This is a genomic window from Streptomyces sp. NPDC005281, assembly GCF_040607495.1.
Lineage (GTDB): Bacteria > Actinomycetota > Actinomycetes > Streptomycetales > Streptomycetaceae > Streptomyces.
Window position 1 is genome coordinate 30,406 of record NZ_JBEXGX010000018.1, and the last position, 20,915, is coordinate 51,320.

Here is a 20,915-nt window from a genome sequence, read left to right on the forward strand (position 1 = left end):
GACCTGGAAGGGAACATCTCGCGCATGGACTCGCGCATGGCCTTCGAACCGCCGCAGCGCCTTCTCCGGGCGCTCGGCGAGACCCGCCGGAGCGGGCCGGAGGGCGCCGACGAGGCCGACGAGTGGCTGGAGAGCCTGCCCGAGCTCGCCCGACGGGCCGTCGCGCTGCGCGAGTTGACCGTGGAGCGGGTACAGGCGCCGGGCGGGCGCAGCAGTCTGGTCGTGCTGGTGCGCCGGGCCGACGGCGCTCCCGCCGTGCTGAAACTGGCCCCCGAGCGGGCGCGTCCCGGGAGCGAGCGGGCCGCGCTCGCCCACTGGGACGGCCTCGGGGCGGTCCGGCTGCTCGACGACGGCTCGGGCACCGACGGCGTCCTGCTCCTCGAGCGGCTGCACCCGGACGTGTCCGTGCGGTCCCTGCCCGAGGCGAAGGCCCTGCTGGAGGCGGCGGGGACGTTGCGGCGGCTGTGGGTCGAGCCGCCCGCGGACCCCGTCTTCGAGACGGTGGCGGAGCGGACCGGGCGGCAGGCCGAGGCCATGCGGGCCACGGCTGCGGGCGAGGCCGGAGCCGGGGTCCGGGATCTGGTCGACGCGGCCCTCGCCGCCCGCGACGAACTGCTCGCCGCGCCGCCGGAGGCACGGCTGCTGCACGGCACGTTCCGGCAGAGCAAGGTGCTCGCCGCCGAGCGCGCGCCCTGGCTGGCCGTGGGTCCCGACCCGGTGGTCGGCGAGTGCGCGTTCGACCTGGCCCGGCTGGTCCGCGACCGGGTGGAGGACCTCATCGCGTCGCCCTCGGGACCTTCGATCACCCGGCGGCGGATCAAGCGGCTCGCCGAGTCCCTGGACGTGGACCAGGAACGGCTGCGCGGCTGGACCCTGTTCCGCGCCGTCGAGTCGGGCGTCCGGGCGGGCCGCGTCGGCCGCCCCCAGGACGCCGAACTGCTCCTGGAGTTCGCCGGCTGGCTCTGACCGCCGGCCGGGTGTGCGGACGCCCCCGCTTACCGACTCCCCTTTCTCCGAGGGGAGTTCAAGCATTCCCTCGCACGGAGGCGACCTCGGCCGGCTATTGACCGGACCGTGTCGGCGCGGCTCACGGCGGACGACACGTCGGCGCCCCGTGTCTCCGGACAGGAGGCACGGGGCGCCGACGGATGAACGGGTTATGCCGTCAGGCGGGCGATCGCCTCTTCGACGGTCAGTTCCTCGCGCTCGCCGGTACGGCGGTCCTTCAGCTCCACGACGCCCTCGGCCGAGCGGCGGCCCGCGACCAGGATCGTCGGGACGCCGATGAGCTCCGCGTCGGTGAACTTCACGCCCGGGGAGACGCCCGCGCGGTCGTCGACCAGGACGCGGACGCCCACGGCGCCGAGCTTCTCGGACACGTCGAGCGCCAGCTCGGTCTGGAGGGCCTTGCCCGCGGCGACCACGTGCACGTCGGCGGGAGCGATCTCCTTGGGCCAGCACAGGCCCTTGTCGTCGGCTGACTGCTCGGCCAGCGCGGCCACCGCGCGGGAGACGCCGATGCCGTAAGAGCCCATGGTCACGCGGACCGGCTTGCCCTGCTGGCCGAGGACGTCGAGGCCGAAGGTGTCGGCGTACTTGCGGCCGAGCTGGAAGATGTGGCCGATCTCGATGGCGCGGTCCAGCTTGAGGCCGTTGCCGCAGCTCGGGCAGGGGTCGCCCTCCTGCACGACGACGACGTCGAGGTAGTCGTCGATCTCGAAGTCGCGGCCGGCGACGACGTTCTTCGCGTGCGTGTTGATCTTGTTGGCGCCGGTGATCCAGGCCGTGCCGGGTGCGACGCGCGGGTCGGCGATGTAGCGGACCTTCTCCAGGCCCTGCGGGCCCACGTAACCGCGCACGAGGTCCTCGCGGCCCTCGAAGTCCTCGGCCGTGACGAGCTCGACGACGGCCGGGGCAAGGTGCTCGCCCAGCTTGCCGAGGTCGACCTCGCGGTCGCCGGGGACACCCACGGCAACGATCTCGCCGTCGATCTTGACCAGCAGGTTCTTCAGGGTCGCGGAGGCGGGCACGCCGAGGTGCCCGGCGAGCGTCTCGATGGTCGGGGTGTCGGGGGTGTCCAGCTCCTCGACCGGGCCGTGCTCCGCGGAGACGGGCGTGAGCTTGAACGTCACGGCCTCCGTGTTGGCGGCGTAGTCGCAGGCCGGGCAGTCCACGAAGGTGTCCTCACCGGCGGCGGCGGGCGCGAGGAACTCCTCGGAGGCCGAGCCGCCCATGGCGCCGGAGACGGCGGACACGATGCGGTAGTCGAGACCGAGGCGCGCGAAGATCTTCTGGTAGGCCTCGCGGTGCAGGCGGTACGACTCGGCGAGGCCCTCGTCCGTGATGTCGAAGGAGTACGAGTCCTTCATCTGGAACTCACGGCCGCGCAGCACGCCGGAGCGCGGGCGGGCCTCGTCGCGGTACTTCGTCTGGATCTGGTAGAGCATGACCGGCAGGTCCTTGTACGAGGCCACCTGGTCCTTCACGATCAGCGTGAAGATCTCCTCGTGCGTGGGGCCGAGCAGGTACTCGGCGCCCTTGCGGTCCCTGAGGCGGAAGAGGAGGTCGCCGTACTCCTCCCAGCGGGCCGAGGCCTCGTAGGGCTCCTTGGGCAGCAGGGCCGGGAGGAGCACCTCCTGGGCGCCGATCGCGTCCATCTCCTCACGGACCACGCGGGAGATGTTGTCGAGGACCTTCTTGCCGAGCGGCAGCCAGGTCCAGATGCCCGCGGCGTTGCGGCGTACGTAGCCGGCGCGGACGAGCAGTTTGTGGTTGAGCGTCTCGGCGTCCGCCGGGTCGTCACGCAATGTCTTGACCATCAAACGGGACATGCGCTGGACCTGGGCCATGGTTCTCGACTCCTGCTGCGTAAGGGTGATGTCTGGAGGTTAGCCGGGCAGCGGCCGTCCCCGGAAATCCATTGGGACGGGACCTACCGGTGTCGCAGGGGCAGCGGGGCACCCATCACGGCGTAGGGCTTGGGTGCGCTGGGGAACAGGACCTGCCGGGCGAGGTCCTCGTAGCCGAGGGAGCGGTACAGGCCGCGGGCCGGGCTGTCGATGTCGATCGCGGAGAGGATCGAGCGGGGTTCGGCCGCCGTGTCCGTGATCGAGGTGATCAGGGTGCGGCCGACGCCCCGGTTCTGGAACCGGGGGTGGACATGCAGTTCGGTGATCACGAAGGAGTCGTCGAGCCAGCCGTCGTGGCCCCGGCCGCGCAGATACGGTTCGACGACGGTGGACCACCAGTGCCCGCGGTCGTTGGGCATGCCGTAGACGAAGCCGACGAGCCGTCCGTCGACGGTGGTGGCGCCGAGCGCGTGGGCTCCCGGATAAGTGAGGTGGCGCAGCACGATCTGGCGTCGTACGGCGATCTCGTCGGCGCCCAGCCCGAAGGCGAGCGCCTGCACGGCGAGCGCCTCGTCGACGCGCGCGGCGAGATCCAGCGGGCCGATGACCACGTCGTCGGACTGGCGGTGGCCGTGACCGGGGAAGCGCAGCATGCCGGGAGACTACCTGGCGGAACGTGTGACGCGTGAGGTGCCGACGGGCCCGTGCCGGACGTCAGAACAGGACGCTCATGAACGCCCCGGTCTCCTGGAACCCCACGCGCCGGTACGTCGCCCGCGCCGCCGTGTTGAAGTCGTTGACGTAGAGGCTGACGACCGGGGCGACATCGGCGAGGGCGTAGCGCAGCACGGCCGCCATGCCTGGGGCCGCCAGCCCGCGGCCGCGGTACTCGGGAGCCACCCACACCCCTTGGACCTGGCAGGCCTCGGCGGTCGCGGCGCCGATCTCCGCCTTGAAGACGACGTTGCCGTCCGGGTCGAGGCGCGCGAAGGAGCGGCCGGAGCCGACGAGTTCGGCCACCCGGGCCTGGTAGAGCAGACCGCCGTCGCCGGCCATCGGAGAGACGCCGACCTCCTCGGTGAACATGGCGACGCAGGCCGGCATGATGCTTGCCAGCTCGTCCTTGCGGATGCGGCGGACGTAGGGATCCGGGGCGATGCCGGCGGGCAGCCGGTCGGTCACCATCAGCGGCTGGTGGGCGCGGATCTCGCGGGCGGGGCCCCAGCTCGGTTCGAGCAGCCGCCACAGCTGGGCGGTGGCCTCGGCGGGCCCGACGATCGAGGAGCAGCGGCGACCGCTTCTGCGGGCCCGGTCGGCGAAGCCCCGCACGGCGCGCTGGGTGGCGCAGATCGGGACGAGGTTGGCGCCCGCGTAACAGAGGGACTGGAGCATGCCGTCCTCGTACCAGCCCCACATCTCGCCGCCGAGCCTCCACGGGTCGAGCCCGGCGACCTGTACGCGGGAGGTGACGAAGGCGTTGGTCACCGGCTCACGGCCGAGGACGGCGAGCGCGGCGTCGAGGTCACTCGGTTCGAGGACCCTGGTGGTGGTCTGGGTCAACACGTGCGGGGGCCTCACCCTGGGATCTGCTGATCTCCGCACTGTACCTGGCGAGGTTGTGCCGCGCCGCCCCTCGCTCCGGAGGAGCGGCCCCACGCCCGGCCGCGGGAGTCCGGCCCCGGCCGGGGCCGGGCGTACGCGGTCAGCGGGCGACGAGCTGCTGGCCGCCGTCCACGTCGAAGGTGGCGCCGGTGAGTGCTTCGTTGACCATGATGTGGACGGCGAGCGCGGCGACGTCCTCGGGGACCACGACCCGGCGGATGGGGAGCGTCGTGCGCAGTTCCTCCTTCCGCGCTTCGAGCTGGTCTCCGAGGAGCGAGGCGGACAGGGGGGTGTCGACGAATCCGGGAGCGATGAGGTTCGCCCGGATCGGTGCGAGTTCGAGCGCCAGGTTGGCGGTGAGGGCGGGCAGGGCCGCGGTCATGGCGCTCACGACGGCCATCCCGACACCGGGCCGGCGGCCGCCGGTGCCGCCGAGGAAGATCAGCGTGCCGCCGGGCCGTACCTTGTCGCGGCTGCCGAGGGCGACGCCGAGTGCCATGGACAGGCGCCCGGCGAACGCCCGGCTCGCGTCGGCCACGTCCATGCCGTCCAAGGGCATGTAGGCCGGGCTCCCCGCCGTGAGCAGCACATGGTCGACCGGGCCGGGCAGCTCCTCGAAGAACTCCCCGAGGCGGCCGGTGTCCGACGCGTCGAACGCCGCGGTGGCGACCGGCCGGAGTTCGCGCGCCGCCTCCTGGAGGCGTTCCGGATTTCGGCCGACCAGCACCAGGCGCCCGCCGCCGGCGCGTACCTGCCGGGCCGTCTCCAGTCCGATGCCCGCGCTCGCCCCGATCACCACGACCGTCTGGTCGGCGATGCCCGGCAGGCGAGGCGTTCCCCGCACTTCTCGGTCAGCGGTCATGGTGCGCCTCCTCGGGAGTACGGGCGTCCGGGAGTACTGGCCTATCGGCGTGGTTCGGGCGCCCGGCCCATCGTCGCGCCCGAACCCGCCGACCGCCTGTCGGCGGAGCCGCAGCCGGCGCGGAGCACGCTGGATCGGGTGGCGCGGAAGGGCTCTGGCGGCCCGGCGGTGCGCAGGGTGTGGCGGCCTCGTGAGGCGCAGGCTGCGGCGGGGACGAGGACGGCGTCCCCGCGATGCGCAGGGGCTGTCCCGGGGTGCGCGCGGTGCGGCGGCCCGGCCCGGCAGGGCTCCGGCGGGTGAAGCGTCGGCGTCTGGAGGGCCGGATCGGCGAACGCCCCCGGGCCCCGCGTTCTCCCTGGGACGTCCGCCGGTCCGGGGTCGGAAGGCGGGGGTCTCGGGAGGGCGTGCGGGGCCCGGGGGCGTTGTGCGGAACGGGTGGGAGTGTCAGCCGGCGACGGACACGGAGGGCTCGCCGGACGCGATTCCCTCGGCCTCCATCTGCTCGGCGAGCTTCATCGCCTCTTCGATGAGGGTCTCCACGATCTTCGACTCGGGGACGGTCTTGATGACCTCTCCCTTGACGAAGATCTGGCCCTTGCCGTTGCCGGAGGCGACGCCGAGGTCGGCCTCGCGGGCCTCGCCGGGACCGTTGACGACGCAGCCCATGACGGCGACGCGCAGCGGGACCTCCATGCCGGTGAGGCCGGCGGTGACTTCCTCGGCCAGCTTGTAGACGTCGACCTGGGCGCGGCCGCAGGACGGGCAGGAGACGATCTCCAGGCCGCGCTGGCGCAGGTTCAGCGACTGGAGGATCTGGAGGCCGACCTTGACCTCCTCGACCGGCGGCGCGGACAGGGAGACGCGGATGGTGTCGCCGATGCCCTCGGAGAGCAGGGCGCCGAACGCGACGGCCGACTTGATGGTGCCCTGGAAGGCGGGGCCGGCCTCGGTCACGCCGAGGTGCAGCGGGTAGTCGCAGGCGGCGGAGAGCTGGCGGTAGGCGTTGACCATGACCACCGGGTCGTTGTGCTTGACCGAGATCTTGATGTCCCGGAAGTCGTGCTCCTCGAAGAGGGAGGCCTCCCACAGGGCGGACTCGACGAGCGCCTCGGGCGTGGCCTTGCCGTACTTCTGGAGCAGGCGCTTGTCGAGCGAGCCCGCGTTGACGCCGATCCGGATCGGGGTGCCGGTGTCCTTGGCGGCCCGCGCGATCTCCTTGACCTGGTCGTCGAACTGCTTGATGTTGCCGGGGTTGACGCGAACAGCCGCACAGCCGGCCTCGATCGCGGCGAACACGTACTTCGGCTGGAAGTGGATGTCCGCGATGACGGGAATCTGGGACTTCTTGGCGATCGTGGCGAGCGCGTCGGCGTCGTCCTGGGTGGGGCAGGCGACGCGCACGATCTGGCAGCCGGAGGCGGTCAGCTCGGCGATCTGCTGAAGCGTCGCACCGATGTCCGACGTGCGCGTGGTCGTCATCGACTGCACCGAGACGGGTGCGTCTCCGCCCACGGCGACGGTTCCGACCTGGATCTGCCGGGTCTTGCGGCGCTCGGCCAGCTTGGTCGGAACGGACGGCATGCCGAGAGAAATCGCAGTCATCTGCTGTGCAACCCCAAGTTGTGGATCAAGGTCCCGGAAATCCTGGGCTCCGGGCTTCGAGATTACGGTACGGGCGCACCACCGGGCACATCACGCCCCGGCACTCAAACCCACCCGATGGAAGGCGGCCGGACACCTGGAGTGCCCGGCCGCCACCAACGCAGTATGACTATGAGATTTTCACGGGATTTACGACGTCTGCGATCAGGACGAGCACGGTGAAGCAGACGAAGATTCCGGCCACCACGTAAGCCACCGGCATCAGCTTCGCCACGTCGAACGGGCCCGGGTCGGGGCGGCGGAGCACCTTCGCCGTGTTGCGGCGCAGCGACTCCCACAGGGCCCCGGCGATGTGCCCGCCGTCGAGCGGGAGCAGCGGGAGCATGTTGAACAGGAACAGGGAGAGGTTGAACCCGGCGACGAGCAGGAGCATCATCGCGACCTGCTGCGACGCGGGGATGTTCAGGGTGAAGACGTCGCCGCCGATGCGGGCCGCGCCGACCACGCCCATCGGGGAGTCGGCCTTGCGCGGGGCGTTGTCGAAGGCCGCGTTCCACAGGTCGGGGACCTTGCCGGGCAGCGAGACCAGGGACTCGACGCCGTTCTGCATCATGTCGCCCATGCGGTTCACGGACTCGCCGAAGGACTGCTGGACGATGCCGGAGGCGGGCGTGAAGCCGAGGAATCCGGCGTACACGTACTTGCCCTCGACATAGCCGCCGCTGCCGTCGGTCTTGCTCACCTGGTTCTTGATCAGGTGAGCCTTGAGGTCGACCTGCTGCCCCTTGCGGTCGACCGTGATCGTGACGTCCTTGCCGGGGTTGGCGCGGATGTCGGACTGGAGGGCGGACCAGTCACCGACCGACTTGCCGTCGAACGCGACGATCTTGTCGCCGCCCTTGAGCCCGGCGGCCTTGGCGGGCGCCGCCTGGTCGTTCTTCGCGCACTTCGTGCGGTTCTCGCTCTGCTGGATGACACAGTCCGAGACCTTGCCGACCGTGGTGGTCTGGGTCTGGACGCCGAACGTCATCATCACGCCGAGGAAGATCGCGACGGCGAGGATCAGGTTCATGAACGGGCCGGCGAACATCACGATCACGCGCTTCCACGGCTTGCGCGTGTAGAAGAGGCGCGTCTCGTCGCCGGGTTGCAGTTCCTCGAACGCGGCCGACCTGGCGTCCTCGATCATGCCCCGGAACGGGGAGGTCGAGCGGGCCTCGATCCGGCCGTCCGGGCCGGGCGGGAACATGCCGATCATGCGGATGTAGCCGCCGAGCGGCACGGCCTTGATGCCGTACTCGGTGTCGCCCTTCTTGCGCGACCAGATGGTCGGCCCGAAGCCCACCATGTACTGCGGCACCCGGATGCCGAAGAGTTTGGCCGTCGACAGATGTCCCAGCTCGTGCCACGCGATCGAGATCAGCAGCCCGAGCACGAAGACGACTATGCCGAGGATCATCATCAGGGTCGTCATGCACGAGCCTCCGCGGTTGTCGTCTGTGCCGTCAGTTCACGGGCCCGGGCGCGCGCCCAGGTCTCCGCTTCGAGGACGTCCGCGAGGGTCAGGGAAGTTCCCGTACGCGGTGTGCCGTGTTCCTCGACGACCCGGGTGACGGTCTCCATGATCCCGTTGAACGGCAGTGTGCCGTTCAGGAACGCGTCCACGCACTCCTCGTTGGCGGCATTGAACACCGCCGGAGCCGTGCCCGCGAGCTGCCCCACGTGCCGGGCGAGTCCCACGGACGGGAAGGCGTCGTTGTCGAGCGGGAAGAACTCCCAGCTCGACGCCTTCGTCCAGTCGAAGGCGGGCGCCGCGTCCGGGACGCGCTCGGGCCAGCCGATGCCGATGGCGATGGGCCCCCGCATGTCGGGGGGCGTCGCCTGGGCGATCGTCGAGCCGTCCGTGAATTCCACCATCGAGTGGACATACGACTGCGGGTGCACGACCACCTCAATCCGATCGAAGGGAATGTCGTAGAGGAGGTGCGCCTCGATGACTTCCAGTCCCTTGTTGACCAGGGTCGCGGAGTTGACCGTGATGACCGGCCCCATGGCCCAGGTGGGGTGCGCGAGGGCGTCGGCCGGTTTCACGTCCGCCAGGTCGGCCTTCGTACGGCCGCGGAACGGGCCCCCGGAGGCGGTGACGACGAGCTTGCGCACATCGGCGCGGGTGCCCGAGGCCAGCGCCTGGAAGAGGGCCGCGTGCTCGGAGTCGACCGGGATGATCTGGCCCGGCTCGGCCAGCTCCTTCACCAGCGGGCCGCCGACGATGAGCGACTCCTTGTTGGCGAGCGCGAGGGTGCGGCCCGCCTCCAGCGCGGCGAGGGTGGGCGCGAGGCCGATGGAACCGGTGATGCCGTTCAGGACGGTGTGACAGTGCGACGCGGCGACCTGGGTGGCCGCGTCCGGTCCGGCGAGGATCTCGGGAAGGGTCTCACCGGGTGCGTAGTGGGCCGCGAGGGCCTCCCTGAGCGCGGGGACGGCGTCCTCGCGCGCCACGGCGACCGTCTCTACCCGCAGTCGGTGGGCCTGCTCGGCGAGCAGGCCGACCCTGCCGCCGGCGGCGGACAGCGCGGTGACCCGGAACCGGTCGGGGTTGCGCAGCACGAGGTCGATGGCCTGGGTGCCGATCGAGCCGGTGGATCCGAGGATCACGACATCCCGGACTCCGTTCACGGGGTCGAAGACGAGATGCGGATCAGCGAGGGGGGCTGGACTGTCGCTCATCCCCCCATTGTGGCCGCATCGCGTCGGCCGGCGGACAGGGCGTCCCTCATTCCCGTCGTCTCCCACCGTGACCGGTGGTGCCCGGCCGTACCGGGGGGCATCGGTGAGCGCTGGGCATCCGGTACGGGCCGCGGTGGGGGCGGGGCCGTGCCGGTGCATCAGCCCGTCGCCGTTGGGTGAGGCGTGAGCGTCGGTGGCGACGGGCATCGATGTACCGGCACGGCCCCTCCGGCCGGATCCCGACTGCGGGTGTGCGGTGGCCGTGGTGCGGCCGTCCGCTCTACTGATCCGCAGGTCAGCGGTTGCGGCGGCGGGACGCGGGTTTGGGCGGAGGCGGCGGGGTCGCTCGCGCCGGCGTTCGCGGTTCTGTCCGGTGGGTGGTCGGGGCCGTGCCGGTACACCCGCCGGTCACCGTTGGAGCGGACATCGGTCGACGGGTGAGCCGCCGCCCGGTCCGGGCGTGGGTGACGGGCTTGTGGTGTACCGGCACGGCCCCTCCGGCCGGATCCCGGCTGCGGGCTCGGTGAGCGGCGCGGCCGGGAGACGGGTGGGTGTGCGTGACCGGGGTGAACCGTCAGCGGATGGGCCGGTGGAGGTTCTCCCGGGTGCTGGCGCCGGGGGTGGCGTCGGCGATCCAGGGGCCGTCGCCCGACGGGTCGAGGACGCCTTCCTCCAGCCAGGTGTAGGTGCCGGACAGGACGCCCTTGACGACCTTGCCGTCGATGTCGTCGGTGTTGGTCCACAGGCGTCCGAAGAGTTCCTCGACGCGGATGCGGGACTGGCGGCAGAAGGCGTCGGCGAGCTGGTAGGCCTCGCGTCCGTGGTCCCCCGTGGTGCGCAGGAGTTCGGCCCGTACGCAGGCCGCGCTCATCGCGAAGAGTTCGGCGCCGATGTCGACGATCCGGCCCAGGAAGCCCTGTTTGGTCTCCATGCGGCCCTGCCAGCGCGACATCGCGTAGAAGGTGGACCGGGCGAGCTTGCGGGCGCTGCGTTCGACGTAGCGCAGGTGTGTGGAGAGGTCCACGTCGTGGTGGAACTCGCTGTACGAGCGAGGGAGCTGTCCGGCGCCCGCGACGAGTTTCGGCAGCCACTTGGCGTAGAAGACACCGGCGTTCGCGCCGGCCTTCGCCTTCTCCGAGAGGGACTTGTCGGGGTCGATGAGGTCTCCGGCCACCGAGAGGTGGGCGTCGACGGCCTCCCGGGCGATCAGCAGGTGCATGATCTCGGTGGAGCCCTCGAAGATGCGGTTGATGCGCAGGTCGCGCAGGACCTGTTCGGCGGGGACGGCGCGTTCGCCGCGGGCCGCGAGCGACGCGGCCGTCTCGAAGCCGCGGCCACCGCGGATCTGGACGAGTTCGTCGGCCATCAGGCAGGCCATCTCGGAGCCGTAGAGCTTGGCGAGGGCGGCTTCGATGCGGATGTCGTTGCGGTTCTCGTCGGCCATCTGCGAGGACAGGTCGAGAACGGCTTCGAGCGCGAAGGTGGTGGCGGCGATGAAGGAGATCTTGGCGCCGACGGCTTCGTGGAGGGCGACCGGCTTGCCCCACTGCTCGCGTACCGACGTCCACTCGCGGGCGATCTTCAGGCACCATTTGCCCGCGCCGGCGCACATGGCGGGCAGCGAGAGCCGCCCGGTGTTGAGGGTGGTGAGGGCGATCTTCAGGCCCGCCCCCTCGGGTCCGATGCGGTTGGCGGCCGGCACCCGCACCCGGTGGAAGCGGGTGACGCCGTTCTCCAGGCCGCGCAGGCCCATGAACGCGTTGCGGTTCTCGACGGTGACGCCCTCGGAGGAGGCCTCCACCACGAAGGCCGTGATGCCGCCCTTGCCCGCCTCGGACTTCGGTACGCGTGCCATGACGACGAGGAGGTCGGCGACGACACCGTTGGTCGTCCAGAGCTTCACCCCGTCGAGGATGTAGTCGTCGCCGTCCGGTACGGCGGTCGTGGCGAGCCGTGCCGGGTCGGAGCCGACGTCCGGTTCGGTGAGCAGGAAGGCGGAGATGTCGGTGCGGGCGCAGCGCGGGAGGAAGGTGTCCCGCTGCTCCTGGGTGCCGAAGAGCTTCAGCGGCTGGGGTACGCCGATCGACTGATGGGCGGAGAGCAGCGCGCCGAGCGCCGGGTTCACGGAGCCGACCAGGGCGAGGGCCTTGTTGTAGTACACCTGGGTGAGGCCGAGGCCGCCGTACTTGGTGTCGATCTTCATGCCGAGGGCGCCGAGTTCCTTGAGCCCGGTGATGGTCTCGTCCGGGATCCGCGCCTCGCGCTCGATCCGGGCGGAGTCGATCTTCGTCTCGCAGAAGTCGCGCAGTTTGGCCAGGAACTCCTCGCCGCGCTGTGTGTCCTCGTCCGCGGGGAGCGGGTGGGGGTGGATCAGGTCGAGCCGGAAGCGGCCGAGGAAGAGTTCCTTGGCGAAGCTGGGCTTCTGCCAGCCCTGTTCACGCGCGGCCTCGGCGACCTGTCGGGCCTCACGTTCTGTGACTGTGGGCTGGTGGGGTGTTGCGGACATGAGGCTCACCTCGCCGCGAATAGGGATCTTGGGACAGTCCGTTACCGACCGGTTCTACTCGATCGTATTTACCCGATTCCGGATGACCCCACCAGTCCTCGCGCAGCGTTCGGCCCAATGCGCTCCCCGTGAACCGGCCGTCGCAGCCGTGCCGGAGACCCGCTCCATGGGAATTCGTCTGTCGAAGCGCTTCGACACCTATGGACACGATTCCTCCACGGGGCTAGTGTCGAGCCACTCTCATTCGCCCCTATCGATACCGCGCGCACTGTCGAAGCGCTTCACAAGCTGGGAGAGCTGGATGGTCACCCTCGCCGAGGTCGCCCAGCACGCCGGAGTCTCGGCGAGCACGGTGAGCTATGTCCTCAGCGGCAAGCGGTCCATCTCCGCGAGCACCCGGCAGCGGGTCGAGCGGAGCATCCAGGAGCTCGGCTACCACCCGAACGCCGGCGCCCGTGCCCTGGCGAGCAGCCGGTCCAACATCATCGCGCTGATGGTTCCGCTGCGCACCGACATGTACGTACCCGTGATGATGGAGATCGCCATCGCGGTGGCCACCAACGCCCGGACCCACGGCTACGACGTCCTGCTCCTCACCGGGGAGGAGGGGCCCGACGCGGTGCGCCGGGTCACCGGCAGCGGGCTCGCCGACGCGATGATCCTGATGGACGTCGAACTCGACGACGAGCGGCTTCCACTGCTGCGCGGGACGGACCAGCCGTCCGTGCTGATCGGCCTCCCCGCCGACACCGCGGGCCTGACCTGCGTCGACCTCGACTTCGGGGCGACGGGCGCGCTGTGCGCCGAGCATCTGGCACTGCTCGGCCATCGTGACATCGCTGTCATCGGTGAGGCGCCCGCCGTCTACGAGCGCCACACCGGTTTCGCCGAGCGCACGCTCGACGGACTCCGTGCCCGCTCGCGGGAGCTGGGGCTGCGGGTGCTGCACCGGCCCTTCGAGGGCGGCTACGACGCGATGGCCCTCACGCTCGCCCGCATCCTCGACGAGCGCCCGGGCACCACGGGCTTCGTCGTGCAGAACGAGTCGGCGGTCGAACCGCTGCTCGCGCTGCTGCGCCAGAAGGGCCGTGCCGTGCCCGAGGACGTCTCGGTGATCGCCGTCTGTCCGGACCAGGTCGCCACCCAGGCCTCGGTGCGGCTGACGTCAGTCGCCATTCCCGCGCAGGACATGGGCCGCCGAGCCGTCGAGCATCTGATCGCCAAGCTCGAAGGACGCGGCGAGGACGAGGTCGTACTGATCGCCCCGGTATTGACCGCACGGGCGAGCACGGGACCTGCCCCGGCCGCTCCCTGAGCCACAGCCTCTTCGGGGGCGCCCCCGGCCGGGGCTCCCTTCGCGGACCTCGCGTCCCTGCCGGGCCCTGCTGTCCGCGCGTACTTCCCCCGGCCCGCGCGCTTGCCCGCCGGCCGCGCACTCCCCCGCTGTCTGCATTCGTTCATGTCTGCACTCCTTCAGGAGCATCCACGTGAATCAGTCTGCCGAAATCCAGCCCCAGGTCAGCCTCGCGCAGTCTTCCCCGACCGTCGGCACGTTCCGTGAACGGGGCGGGGCACTGGAGTGGAGCGGCCGCACCGAGACCCTCCGGATCGAGCCGTGGGGCCCCGACGCGGTCCGGGTCCGCGCCCGGCTCGGCGGCCCCCTGCTCGAAGGCCTCCCCGGAGCACTGCTCGACGAGCCGGAGGACACCGCGAGCACGCTGGAACTCCGGCACGGCGAGGGCCGGTTGACGGTGGGGGCGCTGACGGTCGAGGTGAGCGCCGAGGGACTGATCCGGTTCACCCGCACCGGGGACGGCGGTGAACTCCTCGCCGAGGAGCGCGCCCACTTCTGGTGGCCGGGCTCACGGCTGTACACCCCCACCGGAAACGGTCACCACCGGCTGGAGCAGCGCTTCGCCGCGTACGAAGGCGAGCGTCTGTACGGCCTCGGGCAGCACCAGCACGGGCTGTTCGACCAGAAGGGCGCGGTCCTGGACCTGATCCAGCGCAACGCCGAGGTCACCGTTCCGGTGCTCACCTCCAGCCGCGGCTACACCCTCCTGTGGAACAACCCCGCCATCGGCCGGGTGGAACTCGCGGGCAACGGCACCCGCTGGGTCGCCGACTCGGCCCGTCAGATCGACTACTGGATCACCGCGGGCACCCCGGCCGACGCCCAGCGCCGCTACAGCGCGGCGACCGGACGGACGCCGATGCTGCCCGAGTGGGCGGCCGGGTTCTGGCAGTGCAAGCTGCGCTACCGCACCCAGGACGAACTCCTCGGCGTGGCCCGGGAGTACAGACGCCGGGGGCTTCCGCTGTCGGTCATCGTCTGCGACTTCTTCCACTGGACGCACCTCGGGGACTGGAGGTTCGACCCGGCCGAGTGGCCCGACCCGGCGGCCATGCAGACCGAACTCGCCGCCCTCGGCGTCAAACTGGTCGTGTCGGTCTGGCCCTCGGTCTCGCCGCTCTCGGAGAACCACCAACTGATGGAGCAGCGGGGCTGGTTCATCGGCACCGAGTACGGGCCGACGGCGCACGCCGACTGGCCGGACAAGGAGGTCGCGTCCACGGTCCAGGTGGCCTTCTACGACGCCACGAACCCGGAGGCCCGCGACTTCCTGTGGTCCCGGGTCAAGGACAACTACCTGGCCCCGTACGGCATCTCGGCCTTCTGGCTGGACGCCTGCGAGCCGGAGCTGAAGCCGGGCTTCTCCGAGAACCTGCGCTATCACGCGGGCCCGGGACTCGAAGTGGGCAACCTCTACCCGCGCGAGAACGCCCGCACCTTCTACGAGGGCCTGCTGGCCGCCGGGGAGACCGAGATCGTCTCCCTCAACCGCTCGGCCTGGGCGGGCAGTCAGCGCTACGGGGCCGCCCTGTGGTCGGGTGACATCGGAACGGACTTCGCGACCCTGCGCCGCCAGATCGCCGCGGGTCTCAACACCGCGCTGTCCGGCATCCCCTGGTGGAACACCGACATCGGCGGCTTCCACGGCGGTGACCCGGACGACCCGGCGTACCGCGAGGTCATGGTCCGCTGGTTCCAGTTCGGCGCACTGTCGCCGCTGATGCGGCTGCACGGCTTCCGCGACCCGGGTCTGCCGCTCGGCCCCGACATGACCGGCGGTCCCAACGAGGTCTGGTCGTACGGCGAGGAGGCCGGGGCCGTCATGGAGAAGTACCTGCGGCTGCGCGAACGCCTGAAGCCGTATCTGCTGGACGTGATGCGGCAGGCCCACGAGGAGGGGCTGCCGGTGATGCGCCCGCTGTTTCTGGAGTTCCCCGGTGACCGGGCGGCCTGGTCGGTGGACGACGCCTACCTCCTCGGCCCGGATCTGCTGGTCGCGCCGGTCCTCACCGCGGGCGCGACGGCCCGTACGGCCTATCTCCCGGCGGGCGCCCGCTGGACGGACGCGTGGACCGGGGTGGTGTACGAGGGGGGCGAGACGGTGACGGTGGACGCGCCGCTGGACCGGATCCCGCTGTTCCTGCGGGACGGGGCACGGCTGCCGGTGGCGGGTTAGGAGACTCCCGAAGGTGCGGCCGGCTCCCCGCGAGGGACCGGCCGCACTCGCACGCGGGTCAGCTACTGCTGACCGTCAGGTTGTTGGTGACGAAGTCGAGGCCGCCCGCCGACGAGGTGATCTCGAAGCCGAACTGCACGTCCCCGATGGTCCTGGAACTCGACATCCAGCCCTTGGTGTTCGCGATCCACTTCAGGATCGGGAGGATGTCGATGGTGCCGGAGGTGGAGTCGGAGCTGCGCAGGAACGAGAAGACGTCGTTCGCGCCGTTGTTGCCCTTGTAGACGGTCCAGGTGTTGCCACCCAGCGTGAGCGTGCCCTGTGAGGTGCCGAGCGCGCCGACGGCTCCGTTGTAGTTGACCCAGAGCATGGTCTCGTAGGCGTAGCCGGTGTCCCAGATGTCGTACGAGGTGTTGTACGCGCCGGAGGACGGGACGGTGACGTTGTAGGTGCTGGTCAGGGAGGACAGCCCCGCGATCGTCCTGCCGACGTACTTCTTGGAGTTGGGGTAGGACTTGATGCCGCCGGTGTTCGGGTGGTCGGCCCAGACTCCCCAGTTGGTGCCGGAGTTGGCCCAGACGCACTGGCTGCCGGCGCCGGAGCCCCAGATGTCGTTGTAGAGCGTGTACCCGTTCAGGGTGGTGCTGCCCCACTGGTCGCAGGAGGACCAGACGGCGGCCTGGGCGGGGGCGGAGGCGAGACCGATGGTCGCGCCGAGCGCGAGTGCGGGGGCGACGAGGGCCTTGGTGACCCTGTTCAGTGTGCGAAGTGCCATGGTTGTCCCTTCCATGGGTGGGGGGAGGTGCGGGGGTCTACCGCGGCCCCAGGGTGAGGACGCGGTCTTCTCCGGCGTTCAGGGAGAGCGGTGTCGCACCGGAGGAAGTCACGAGTTCGACGCGGCAGGTGCGGCCCGGCCGCAGTACGGCCGTGGCTCCCTCCGGGGTCCAGGTGAGGTCGACATGGGCGCCGAACCTCGTGCGGATGCCCCGGAGTTCGCCGCTCCGGAGGCCGGCGGGAAGCGCGGGGAGGAGGACGAGCCGCCGCGGTGTGGACTGGATCAGCGCCTCGATGAGCACGGCGGGCAGGGTGTGGGCGGCGTCGGCGTTGTAGACGTGCCGCCTCGGGTAGTGGCCGCTCATCAGGGAGACGTGGAAGAAGTCCCCGGCCAGGACGTTGCCGAGGGCGTTCGCCACCCGCTCGGCGTCCCGCAGCCGGGCGGCGACCAGGGCGTGATGGAGGTGGCCGTGCGCCGAGTCGTTCTCGGCGCCGCGCAGTACGAGGGCGCGATGGGCAGCGGCGGCGAGCCGGGGGGTGTCGTACGGGTTGATCTCGTCGAGCGGCCAGACGCCGTAGAGATGGCTGAGGTGGCGGTGGTCGTAGGTGTCGAGGAGTCCGGGACGGGCCCACTCGGCCAGTGCTCCCTCGGCGTTGACCCGGTGCGGCGGCAGCCGGCCGGCGAGCGCCCGCCAGCGCTCGGCGTCGGGGCCCGGATGGTAGGCGGCGGCCGTGCACAGGGCGTGCCGGGCCGCCGAGAGGTCCATGGCGGCGTTGACGGTGACCCAGCTCGCGTTCGCGGGGCGGTTCTCCGGGGAGTAGGACGGCACGATCACCAGCCGGCCGTCCTCGTCGGTCCTGGTGAGGAAGTCCTCGTAGAAGCGGGCGGTCTCGGCGAGCGCGGCGGCAAGGCGTGGATCGCGCGCTCCGCGGGTCTCGTCGTGGTCCACGAGGGGCTTGAGCAGCCAGTCGGCGCCGGCGGTCCACACATGCAGCGGGTACGCGCGGCTGAGGTGGTAAACGTGTCCTGACTCGCCGTCGGTGTGGGCGGGGGCGACCGCGCCGCGGGTGCCGAAGACGGCCCGGGCGTTGTCCCGCCAGTGCGGCAACTGGCCGTGGACCAGGGCCGCGTGCGCCTCGGTGACCTCGGGGAGGGCGGCCGCGGCGGCCGACGCCGTCTGGAGATTGAGGTTGGCGTCCGTGGTGAACGCCCCGGACCAGGCGGTGTCCCAGTCGCCGGTCCACAGGCCCGTCAGCCGCGGCGGCAGCGTCCCGGCCGCCGACAGCAGGTGGTGGCGGCCGGCCGCGAAGAGCCGCTCCAGGAGGGCGGGAGACTTCGGACGCCCGAGCAACTCCGAGCCGGACAGCGCCCGTTCGGCGGGGTCGGCGTGCAGGTCGAGGGTGACGCGGAGATAGGCGGCCCGGTGCAGGGCGGTGTGGCGGGCGAGAAGGTGTGTGTAGGCGTACTCGATGCCCTCGGCGCCGTGACCGGCGTCGGGCAGCGGCTCCCGCAGTGCGCGGACTTCCGCGAGGACGTCCGGGTCGCCCGGGTGCCGGCTGACCCGGGTGAGCAGCAGCAGCGAGCGGGCGCCCTCGACCCGTACGCCGGGAAGGGCGTCACGGACGACGCCGTCCGTGACGAGGAGGGTGACCCCGGTGTACGCCAGGTCGCTGCCCGGATAGCGGGCGCGCAGGGTCAGCAGGGCGCCCTCGGGGGTGTGGACGGCTCCGTTCTCCACCGCCAGGTCCGCGGGCGCCCCCGCAAGCCGGTGGTCCAGCGTCACCTCGGCCGTGGGGCCTGGTGCGGTCACGTACTGCGCGATCATGTCGTCGGCGCGCGAGACGAAGACCTCGCCGCGCCGGTCCCCGCACACGGAGCGGACCACCCCGGTGGTGAAGTCTGCGTCGCGCCGGTAGCCGCGCGATTCCTCGGCGGGTCGGCGCACCCGTACCTGGAACGCCGGGTGGAAGGGCTGCACCCACAGCAGTGGCCGGCCGTCGGTGAAGTCCTCGCCGGCCTTCACGTCTCCGGCCAGCAGCCGGTCCTGAAGGTCGGCGAGGCGGCCCGCGAGTTCGAGCGGCCGGGCGGCCGCGCTGCCGTTGGGGCGGACCAGGCGGTGATGGTTGACGATGACCCGGTCGTCGTTCGGATCACCGAACACCATGGCGCCGTGTGTGCCGTTCCCGCTCAGGAAGGCGTCCTCCCAGCGGGCGGCGGGCCGGGGTTCCCAGGTGCCGTGGACGAGGGCGGAGCCACGCCCGCCCCCCGTTCCGGAGCCACGCCCGCCCCCCGTCCCGGGGCGGCGCCCGTCCTCCGTCCCGGGGCGGTCCGCGTGGGTGCCGGTGCGAGTCCCGTCGGTCATGGGGCGAGCACCGCCGCTCCGTGGCGCTCCAGTCGTACGGAGTCCAGCACGGGCACGCCGCCGAGCAGGTCGCGGTGGCTGCCCGGCACCTCGACGGTCACCGGGTCGCCGTGGTTGAGCAGGAAGATCAGGTCGCCGCGCCGGACGGCCTCGACACCGTCGGGCAGCCGGTCGAGCACCGGCCGGACGCCCGCTCGGTCCGCCGCCTCGGCCAGCAGTGCGCGCAGGGCGGGCGGTTCGGGGAGGGTGGACAGGTAGCGGACGGTGCCCTTGCGGAGTACGGCGGGCATCCCGTCCAGCTCGCCGCCGCGGTAGCGCGCCTCGACGGCCGCGGCCGGGCCCGGCTCGATCTCCTCGGACCAGACGGTGCCCGAGAAGCCGTCGCACGCGGCGCTCTCCCCGGCGTCGAGCGGCCACCATTCGTGCAGCGTGCGGATGCCGAACAGCTCGCGCAGCCGCTCGTCCATGCCGCCGGGCCGCACCCGGTCGTCCTCGTCGGCCGTGCCGGTGAGGAAGCCGCAGACGAGCGTGCCGCCCGCTCGCGCGTAGCCGAGGAGGTTCTCGATCGCCGTGTCCGTGAGCAGGTAGAGCTGGGGAGCGACGACCATCCGGTACCCGGAGAGGTCGTGCTCGGGATGGGCGAAGGCGGTGGTGAGGTGTGCCTCCCACAGGGCGCGGTGCCAGGCCCGTACGACCTCGGCGCAGTCGTTCTCCGCGGACAGCCGGCCGTCGTGCGCTCCGGCCCACCAGGAGTTCCAGTCGTGCAGGATCGCGATGTCGGCGCTGACCCGGGTGTCCGTCACGTGGGCTGCGAGGCGGGCGAGTTCGGAGCCGATCCGCTTGATCTCCCGGAAGCCACGGCCCCGCTCCCCCGCGTGCCCGATCATCCCGGAGTGGAACTTCTCCGCGCCCTGCCGGGACTGCCGCCACTGGAAGTAGCAGACGGCGTCGGCGCCGCGCGCCACGGCCTGGAGCGACCACAGCCGGTTCAGACCGCGCGGCTTGGGGTGGTTCACCCCGCGCCAGTTGACCGCTCCGGCCGCCTGCTCCATGAGCATCCAGGGGCCGCCCGCCGCCTGCGAGCGCGTCATGTCCTGGACGAGGGCGCCGTACTGCGCGCCGAGGGGGTCGCGCGGGTCCGGGTAGAGGTCGACCGAGACGACGTCCTCCTCCCCGGCCCAACGCCAGGCGTCCTGGCCGACCCACATCGGCATGAAGTTGCTGGTCACCGGGACACCGGGGCTGTGGCGGCGCACGATGTCCCGCTCCGCGACGTAGCACTCCAGAAGCATGTCGGAGGTGAAGCGCTTGAAGTCGAGGACGTGTGTGGGGTTCTTCAGGTAGTGCGCGTGACGTGGTGGGACGATCTCGTGCCAGCCGTCGTAGCCCTGGCCCCAGAAGGCCGTTCCCCAGGCCGTGTTGAGCGCGTCCAGGGTTTCGTACCTGTCCCGGAGCCAGCGCCGGAAGGCCGCGGCCGCCTCGTCGCCGTAGTCGAAGGTGCAGTACTCGTTGTTGATGTGCCACATGGTGAGGGCGGGGTGGTTCGCGTAGCGGGCGGCGAGGTCCTCGGTGATGGCGGCGGCGCAGCGGCGGTAGACGGTACTGGAGTGCGAGAAGTGCTGCCGGGAGCCCCACCATTCGGTCCGGCCCTCCTCGTCCCGGGGCAGGGTCTCGGGGTGCAGCCGGCCCATCCAGGGCGGCGGCGAGGAGGTGGGGGTGGCGAGCACGACGCCGATGCCGTGCTCGTGCATCAGGTCCATCAACCGGTCCAGCCGGCCGAACTCCCTTGCTCCGGGGCGCGGTTCGAGCATGGCCCACGAGAAGACCCCGAGGGTGACGGAGTTGACGCCGGCCTCCTTCATGAGGCGTACGTCCTCGTGCCAGGTCTCCTCCGGCCACTGCTCGGGGTTGTAGTCGCCGCCGAACAGGATGCGGCCGCGGGTGGCGTCCCTCAGGCCGGGCCGGCCGGGCTCCGGAGCGGTTCCGCGGGGCGTGCGCATGAGCCACCTCGATCGGGGTGAGGGAGTGGTACGCCGCGGCCGGCCGCCGGTCAGGAGCAGGTCGGCCGCGACGAGTGCGGGGGCGGCGCGGGAGTACCTC

14 protein-coding genes are annotated in these 20,915 nt (G+C 71.5%); 3 read left to right on the forward strand and 11 right to left on the reverse strand.

Annotation, left to right across the window (positions count from 1 at the left end):
- Positions 1 to 36: 36 nt before the first annotated feature.
- Positions 37 to 966, forward strand: coding sequence for an aminoglycoside phosphotransferase family protein (locus ABZV42_RS24580; RefSeq protein WP_355989117.1), 930 nt, complete (start codon positions 37 to 39; stop codon positions 964 to 966).
- 191 nt (positions 967 to 1,157) lie between these two features.
- On the opposite strand, the gene ABZV42_RS24585 is transcribed toward ABZV42_RS24580, so the two are convergent.
- From ABZV42_RS24585 to ABZV42_RS24620, 8 genes are all read right to left on the reverse strand, one after another.
- Positions 1,158 to 2,849, reverse strand: coding sequence for a proline--tRNA ligase (locus tag ABZV42_RS24585; RefSeq protein ID WP_355989099.1), 1,692 nt, complete (start codon positions 2,847 to 2,849; stop codon positions 1,158 to 1,160).
- 83 nt (positions 2,850 to 2,932) lie between these two features.
- A complete protein-coding gene (locus ABZV42_RS24590; RefSeq protein WP_355989101.1) occupies positions 2,933 to 3,502 on the reverse strand; it encodes a GNAT family N-acetyltransferase in 570 nt (189 codons plus the stop codon).
- A gap of 61 nt (positions 3,503 to 3,563) precedes the next feature.
- Positions 3,564 to 4,412, reverse strand: a complete 849-nt coding sequence (locus tag ABZV42_RS24595; protein ID WP_356053590.1) for a GNAT family N-acetyltransferase — start codon at positions 4,410 to 4,412, stop codon at positions 3,564 to 3,566.
- A gap of 139 nt (positions 4,413 to 4,551) precedes the next feature.
- Positions 4,552 to 5,313 (reverse strand): SDR family oxidoreductase, encoded by a 762-nt coding sequence (locus ABZV42_RS24600; RefSeq protein ID WP_355989105.1) that lies wholly within the window; start codon positions 5,311 to 5,313, stop codon positions 4,552 to 4,554.
- A gap of 444 nt (positions 5,314 to 5,757) precedes the next feature.
- Positions 5,758 to 6,915 (reverse strand): flavodoxin-dependent (E)-4-hydroxy-3-methylbut-2-enyl-diphosphate synthase, encoded by a 1,158-nt coding sequence (gene ispG, locus ABZV42_RS24605; protein ID WP_355989107.1) that lies wholly within the window; start codon positions 6,913 to 6,915, stop codon positions 5,758 to 5,760.
- A 169-nt stretch (positions 6,916 to 7,084) separates the two neighbouring features.
- A complete protein-coding gene (locus ABZV42_RS24610; RefSeq protein ID WP_355989110.1) occupies positions 7,085 to 8,389 on the reverse strand; it encodes a site-2 protease family protein in 1,305 nt (434 codons plus the stop codon).
- Positions 8,386 to 9,642: a 1-deoxy-D-xylulose-5-phosphate reductoisomerase gene (gene dxr / locus ABZV42_RS24615; protein ID WP_355989112.1), complete on the reverse strand. Its 1,257-nt coding sequence runs from the start codon at positions 9,640 to 9,642 to the stop codon at positions 8,386 to 8,388. The genes ABZV42_RS24610 and dxr overlap by 4 nt, the downstream gene beginning before the upstream one ends.
- Positions 9,643 to 10,216: 574 nt before the next feature.
- The gene (locus ABZV42_RS24620) at positions 10,217 to 12,148 is read right to left on the reverse strand and encodes an acyl-CoA dehydrogenase family protein (protein WP_356053591.1); all 1,932 of its coding nucleotides are present in this window, start codon (positions 12,146 to 12,148) and stop codon (positions 10,217 to 10,219) included.
- A gap of 301 nt (positions 12,149 to 12,449) precedes the next feature.
- On the opposite strand from ABZV42_RS24620, the gene ABZV42_RS24625 reads away from it, so the two are divergent.
- Positions 12,450 to 13,463 (forward strand): LacI family DNA-binding transcriptional regulator, encoded by a 1,014-nt coding sequence (locus ABZV42_RS24625; protein WP_355986379.1) that lies wholly within the window; start codon positions 12,450 to 12,452, stop codon positions 13,461 to 13,463.
- Positions 13,464 to 13,635: 172 nt separating this feature from the next.
- Positions 13,636 to 15,678 (forward strand): glycoside hydrolase family 31 protein, encoded by a 2,043-nt coding sequence (locus tag ABZV42_RS24630; RefSeq protein ID WP_356053592.1) that lies wholly within the window; start codon positions 13,636 to 13,638, stop codon positions 15,676 to 15,678.
- A 58-nt stretch (positions 15,679 to 15,736) separates the two neighbouring features.
- On the opposite strand, the gene ABZV42_RS24635 is transcribed toward ABZV42_RS24630, so the two are convergent.
- Genes ABZV42_RS24635 through ABZV42_RS24645 form a run of 3 tightly spaced genes read right to left on the reverse strand, consistent with a single transcriptional unit; the run spans position 15,737 to position 20,815 of the window.
- Positions 15,737 to 16,453, reverse strand: a complete 717-nt coding sequence (locus ABZV42_RS24635) for a hypothetical protein (protein WP_356053593.1) — start codon at positions 16,451 to 16,453, stop codon at positions 15,737 to 15,739.
- A 37-nt stretch (positions 16,454 to 16,490) separates the two neighbouring features.
- The gene (locus ABZV42_RS24640) at positions 16,491 to 18,815 is read right to left on the reverse strand and encodes a glycoside hydrolase N-terminal domain-containing protein (RefSeq protein ID WP_356053594.1); all 2,325 of its coding nucleotides are present in this window, start codon (positions 18,813 to 18,815) and stop codon (positions 16,491 to 16,493) included.
- Entirely contained in the window at positions 18,812 to 20,815 is a 2,004-nt protein-coding gene (locus ABZV42_RS24645; protein ID WP_356053596.1) for a beta-galactosidase, read from the reverse strand. Before ABZV42_RS24645 ends, ABZV42_RS24640 begins: the two co-directional genes overlap by 4 nt.
- Positions 20,816 to 20,915 lie beyond the last annotated feature (100 nt).

What these genes read in the sequence shown, in the direction of transcription:
- dxr (WP_355989112.1), bottom strand. Translation starts at nt 9,642, where the DNA reads ATGAGCGACAGTCCAGCCCCCCTCGCTGATCCGCATCTCGTCTTCGAC.
- ABZV42_RS24625 (WP_355986379.1), top strand. Translation starts at nt 12,450, where the DNA reads ATGGTCACCCTCGCCGAGGTCGCCCAGCACGCCGGAGTCTCGGCGAGC.
- ABZV42_RS24640 (WP_356053594.1), bottom strand. Translation starts at nt 18,815, where the DNA reads ATGACCGACGGGACTCGCACCGGCACCCACGCGGACCGCCCCGGGACG.
- ABZV42_RS24645 (WP_356053596.1), bottom strand. Translation starts at nt 20,815, where the DNA reads ATGCGCACGCCCCGCGGAACCGCTCCGGAGCCCGGCCGGCCCGGCCTG.
- ispG (WP_355989107.1), bottom strand. Translation starts at nt 6,915, where the DNA reads ATGACTGCGATTTCTCTCGGCATGCCGTCCGTTCCGACCAAGCTGGCC.
- ABZV42_RS24580 (WP_355989117.1), top strand. Translation starts at nt 37, where the DNA reads ATGGCCTTCGAACCGCCGCAGCGCCTTCTCCGGGCGCTCGGCGAGACC.
- ABZV42_RS24590 (WP_355989101.1), bottom strand. Translation starts at nt 3,502, where the DNA reads ATGCTGCGCTTCCCCGGTCACGGCCACCGCCAGTCCGACGACGTGGTC.
- ABZV42_RS24585 (WP_355989099.1), bottom strand. Translation starts at nt 2,849, where the DNA reads ATGGCCCAGGTCCAGCGCATGTCCCGTTTGATGGTCAAGACATTGCGT.
- ABZV42_RS24600 (WP_355989105.1), bottom strand. Translation starts at nt 5,313, where the DNA reads ATGACCGCTGACCGAGAAGTGCGGGGAACGCCTCGCCTGCCGGGCATC.
- ABZV42_RS24635 (WP_356053593.1), bottom strand. Translation starts at nt 16,453, where the DNA reads ATGGCACTTCGCACACTGAACAGGGTCACCAAGGCCCTCGTCGCCCCC.
- ABZV42_RS24610 (WP_355989110.1), bottom strand. Translation starts at nt 8,389, where the DNA reads ATGACGACCCTGATGATGATCCTCGGCATAGTCGTCTTCGTGCTCGGG.
- ABZV42_RS24620 (WP_356053591.1), bottom strand. Translation starts at nt 12,148, where the DNA reads ATGTCCGCAACACCCCACCAGCCCACAGTCACAGAACGTGAGGCCCGA.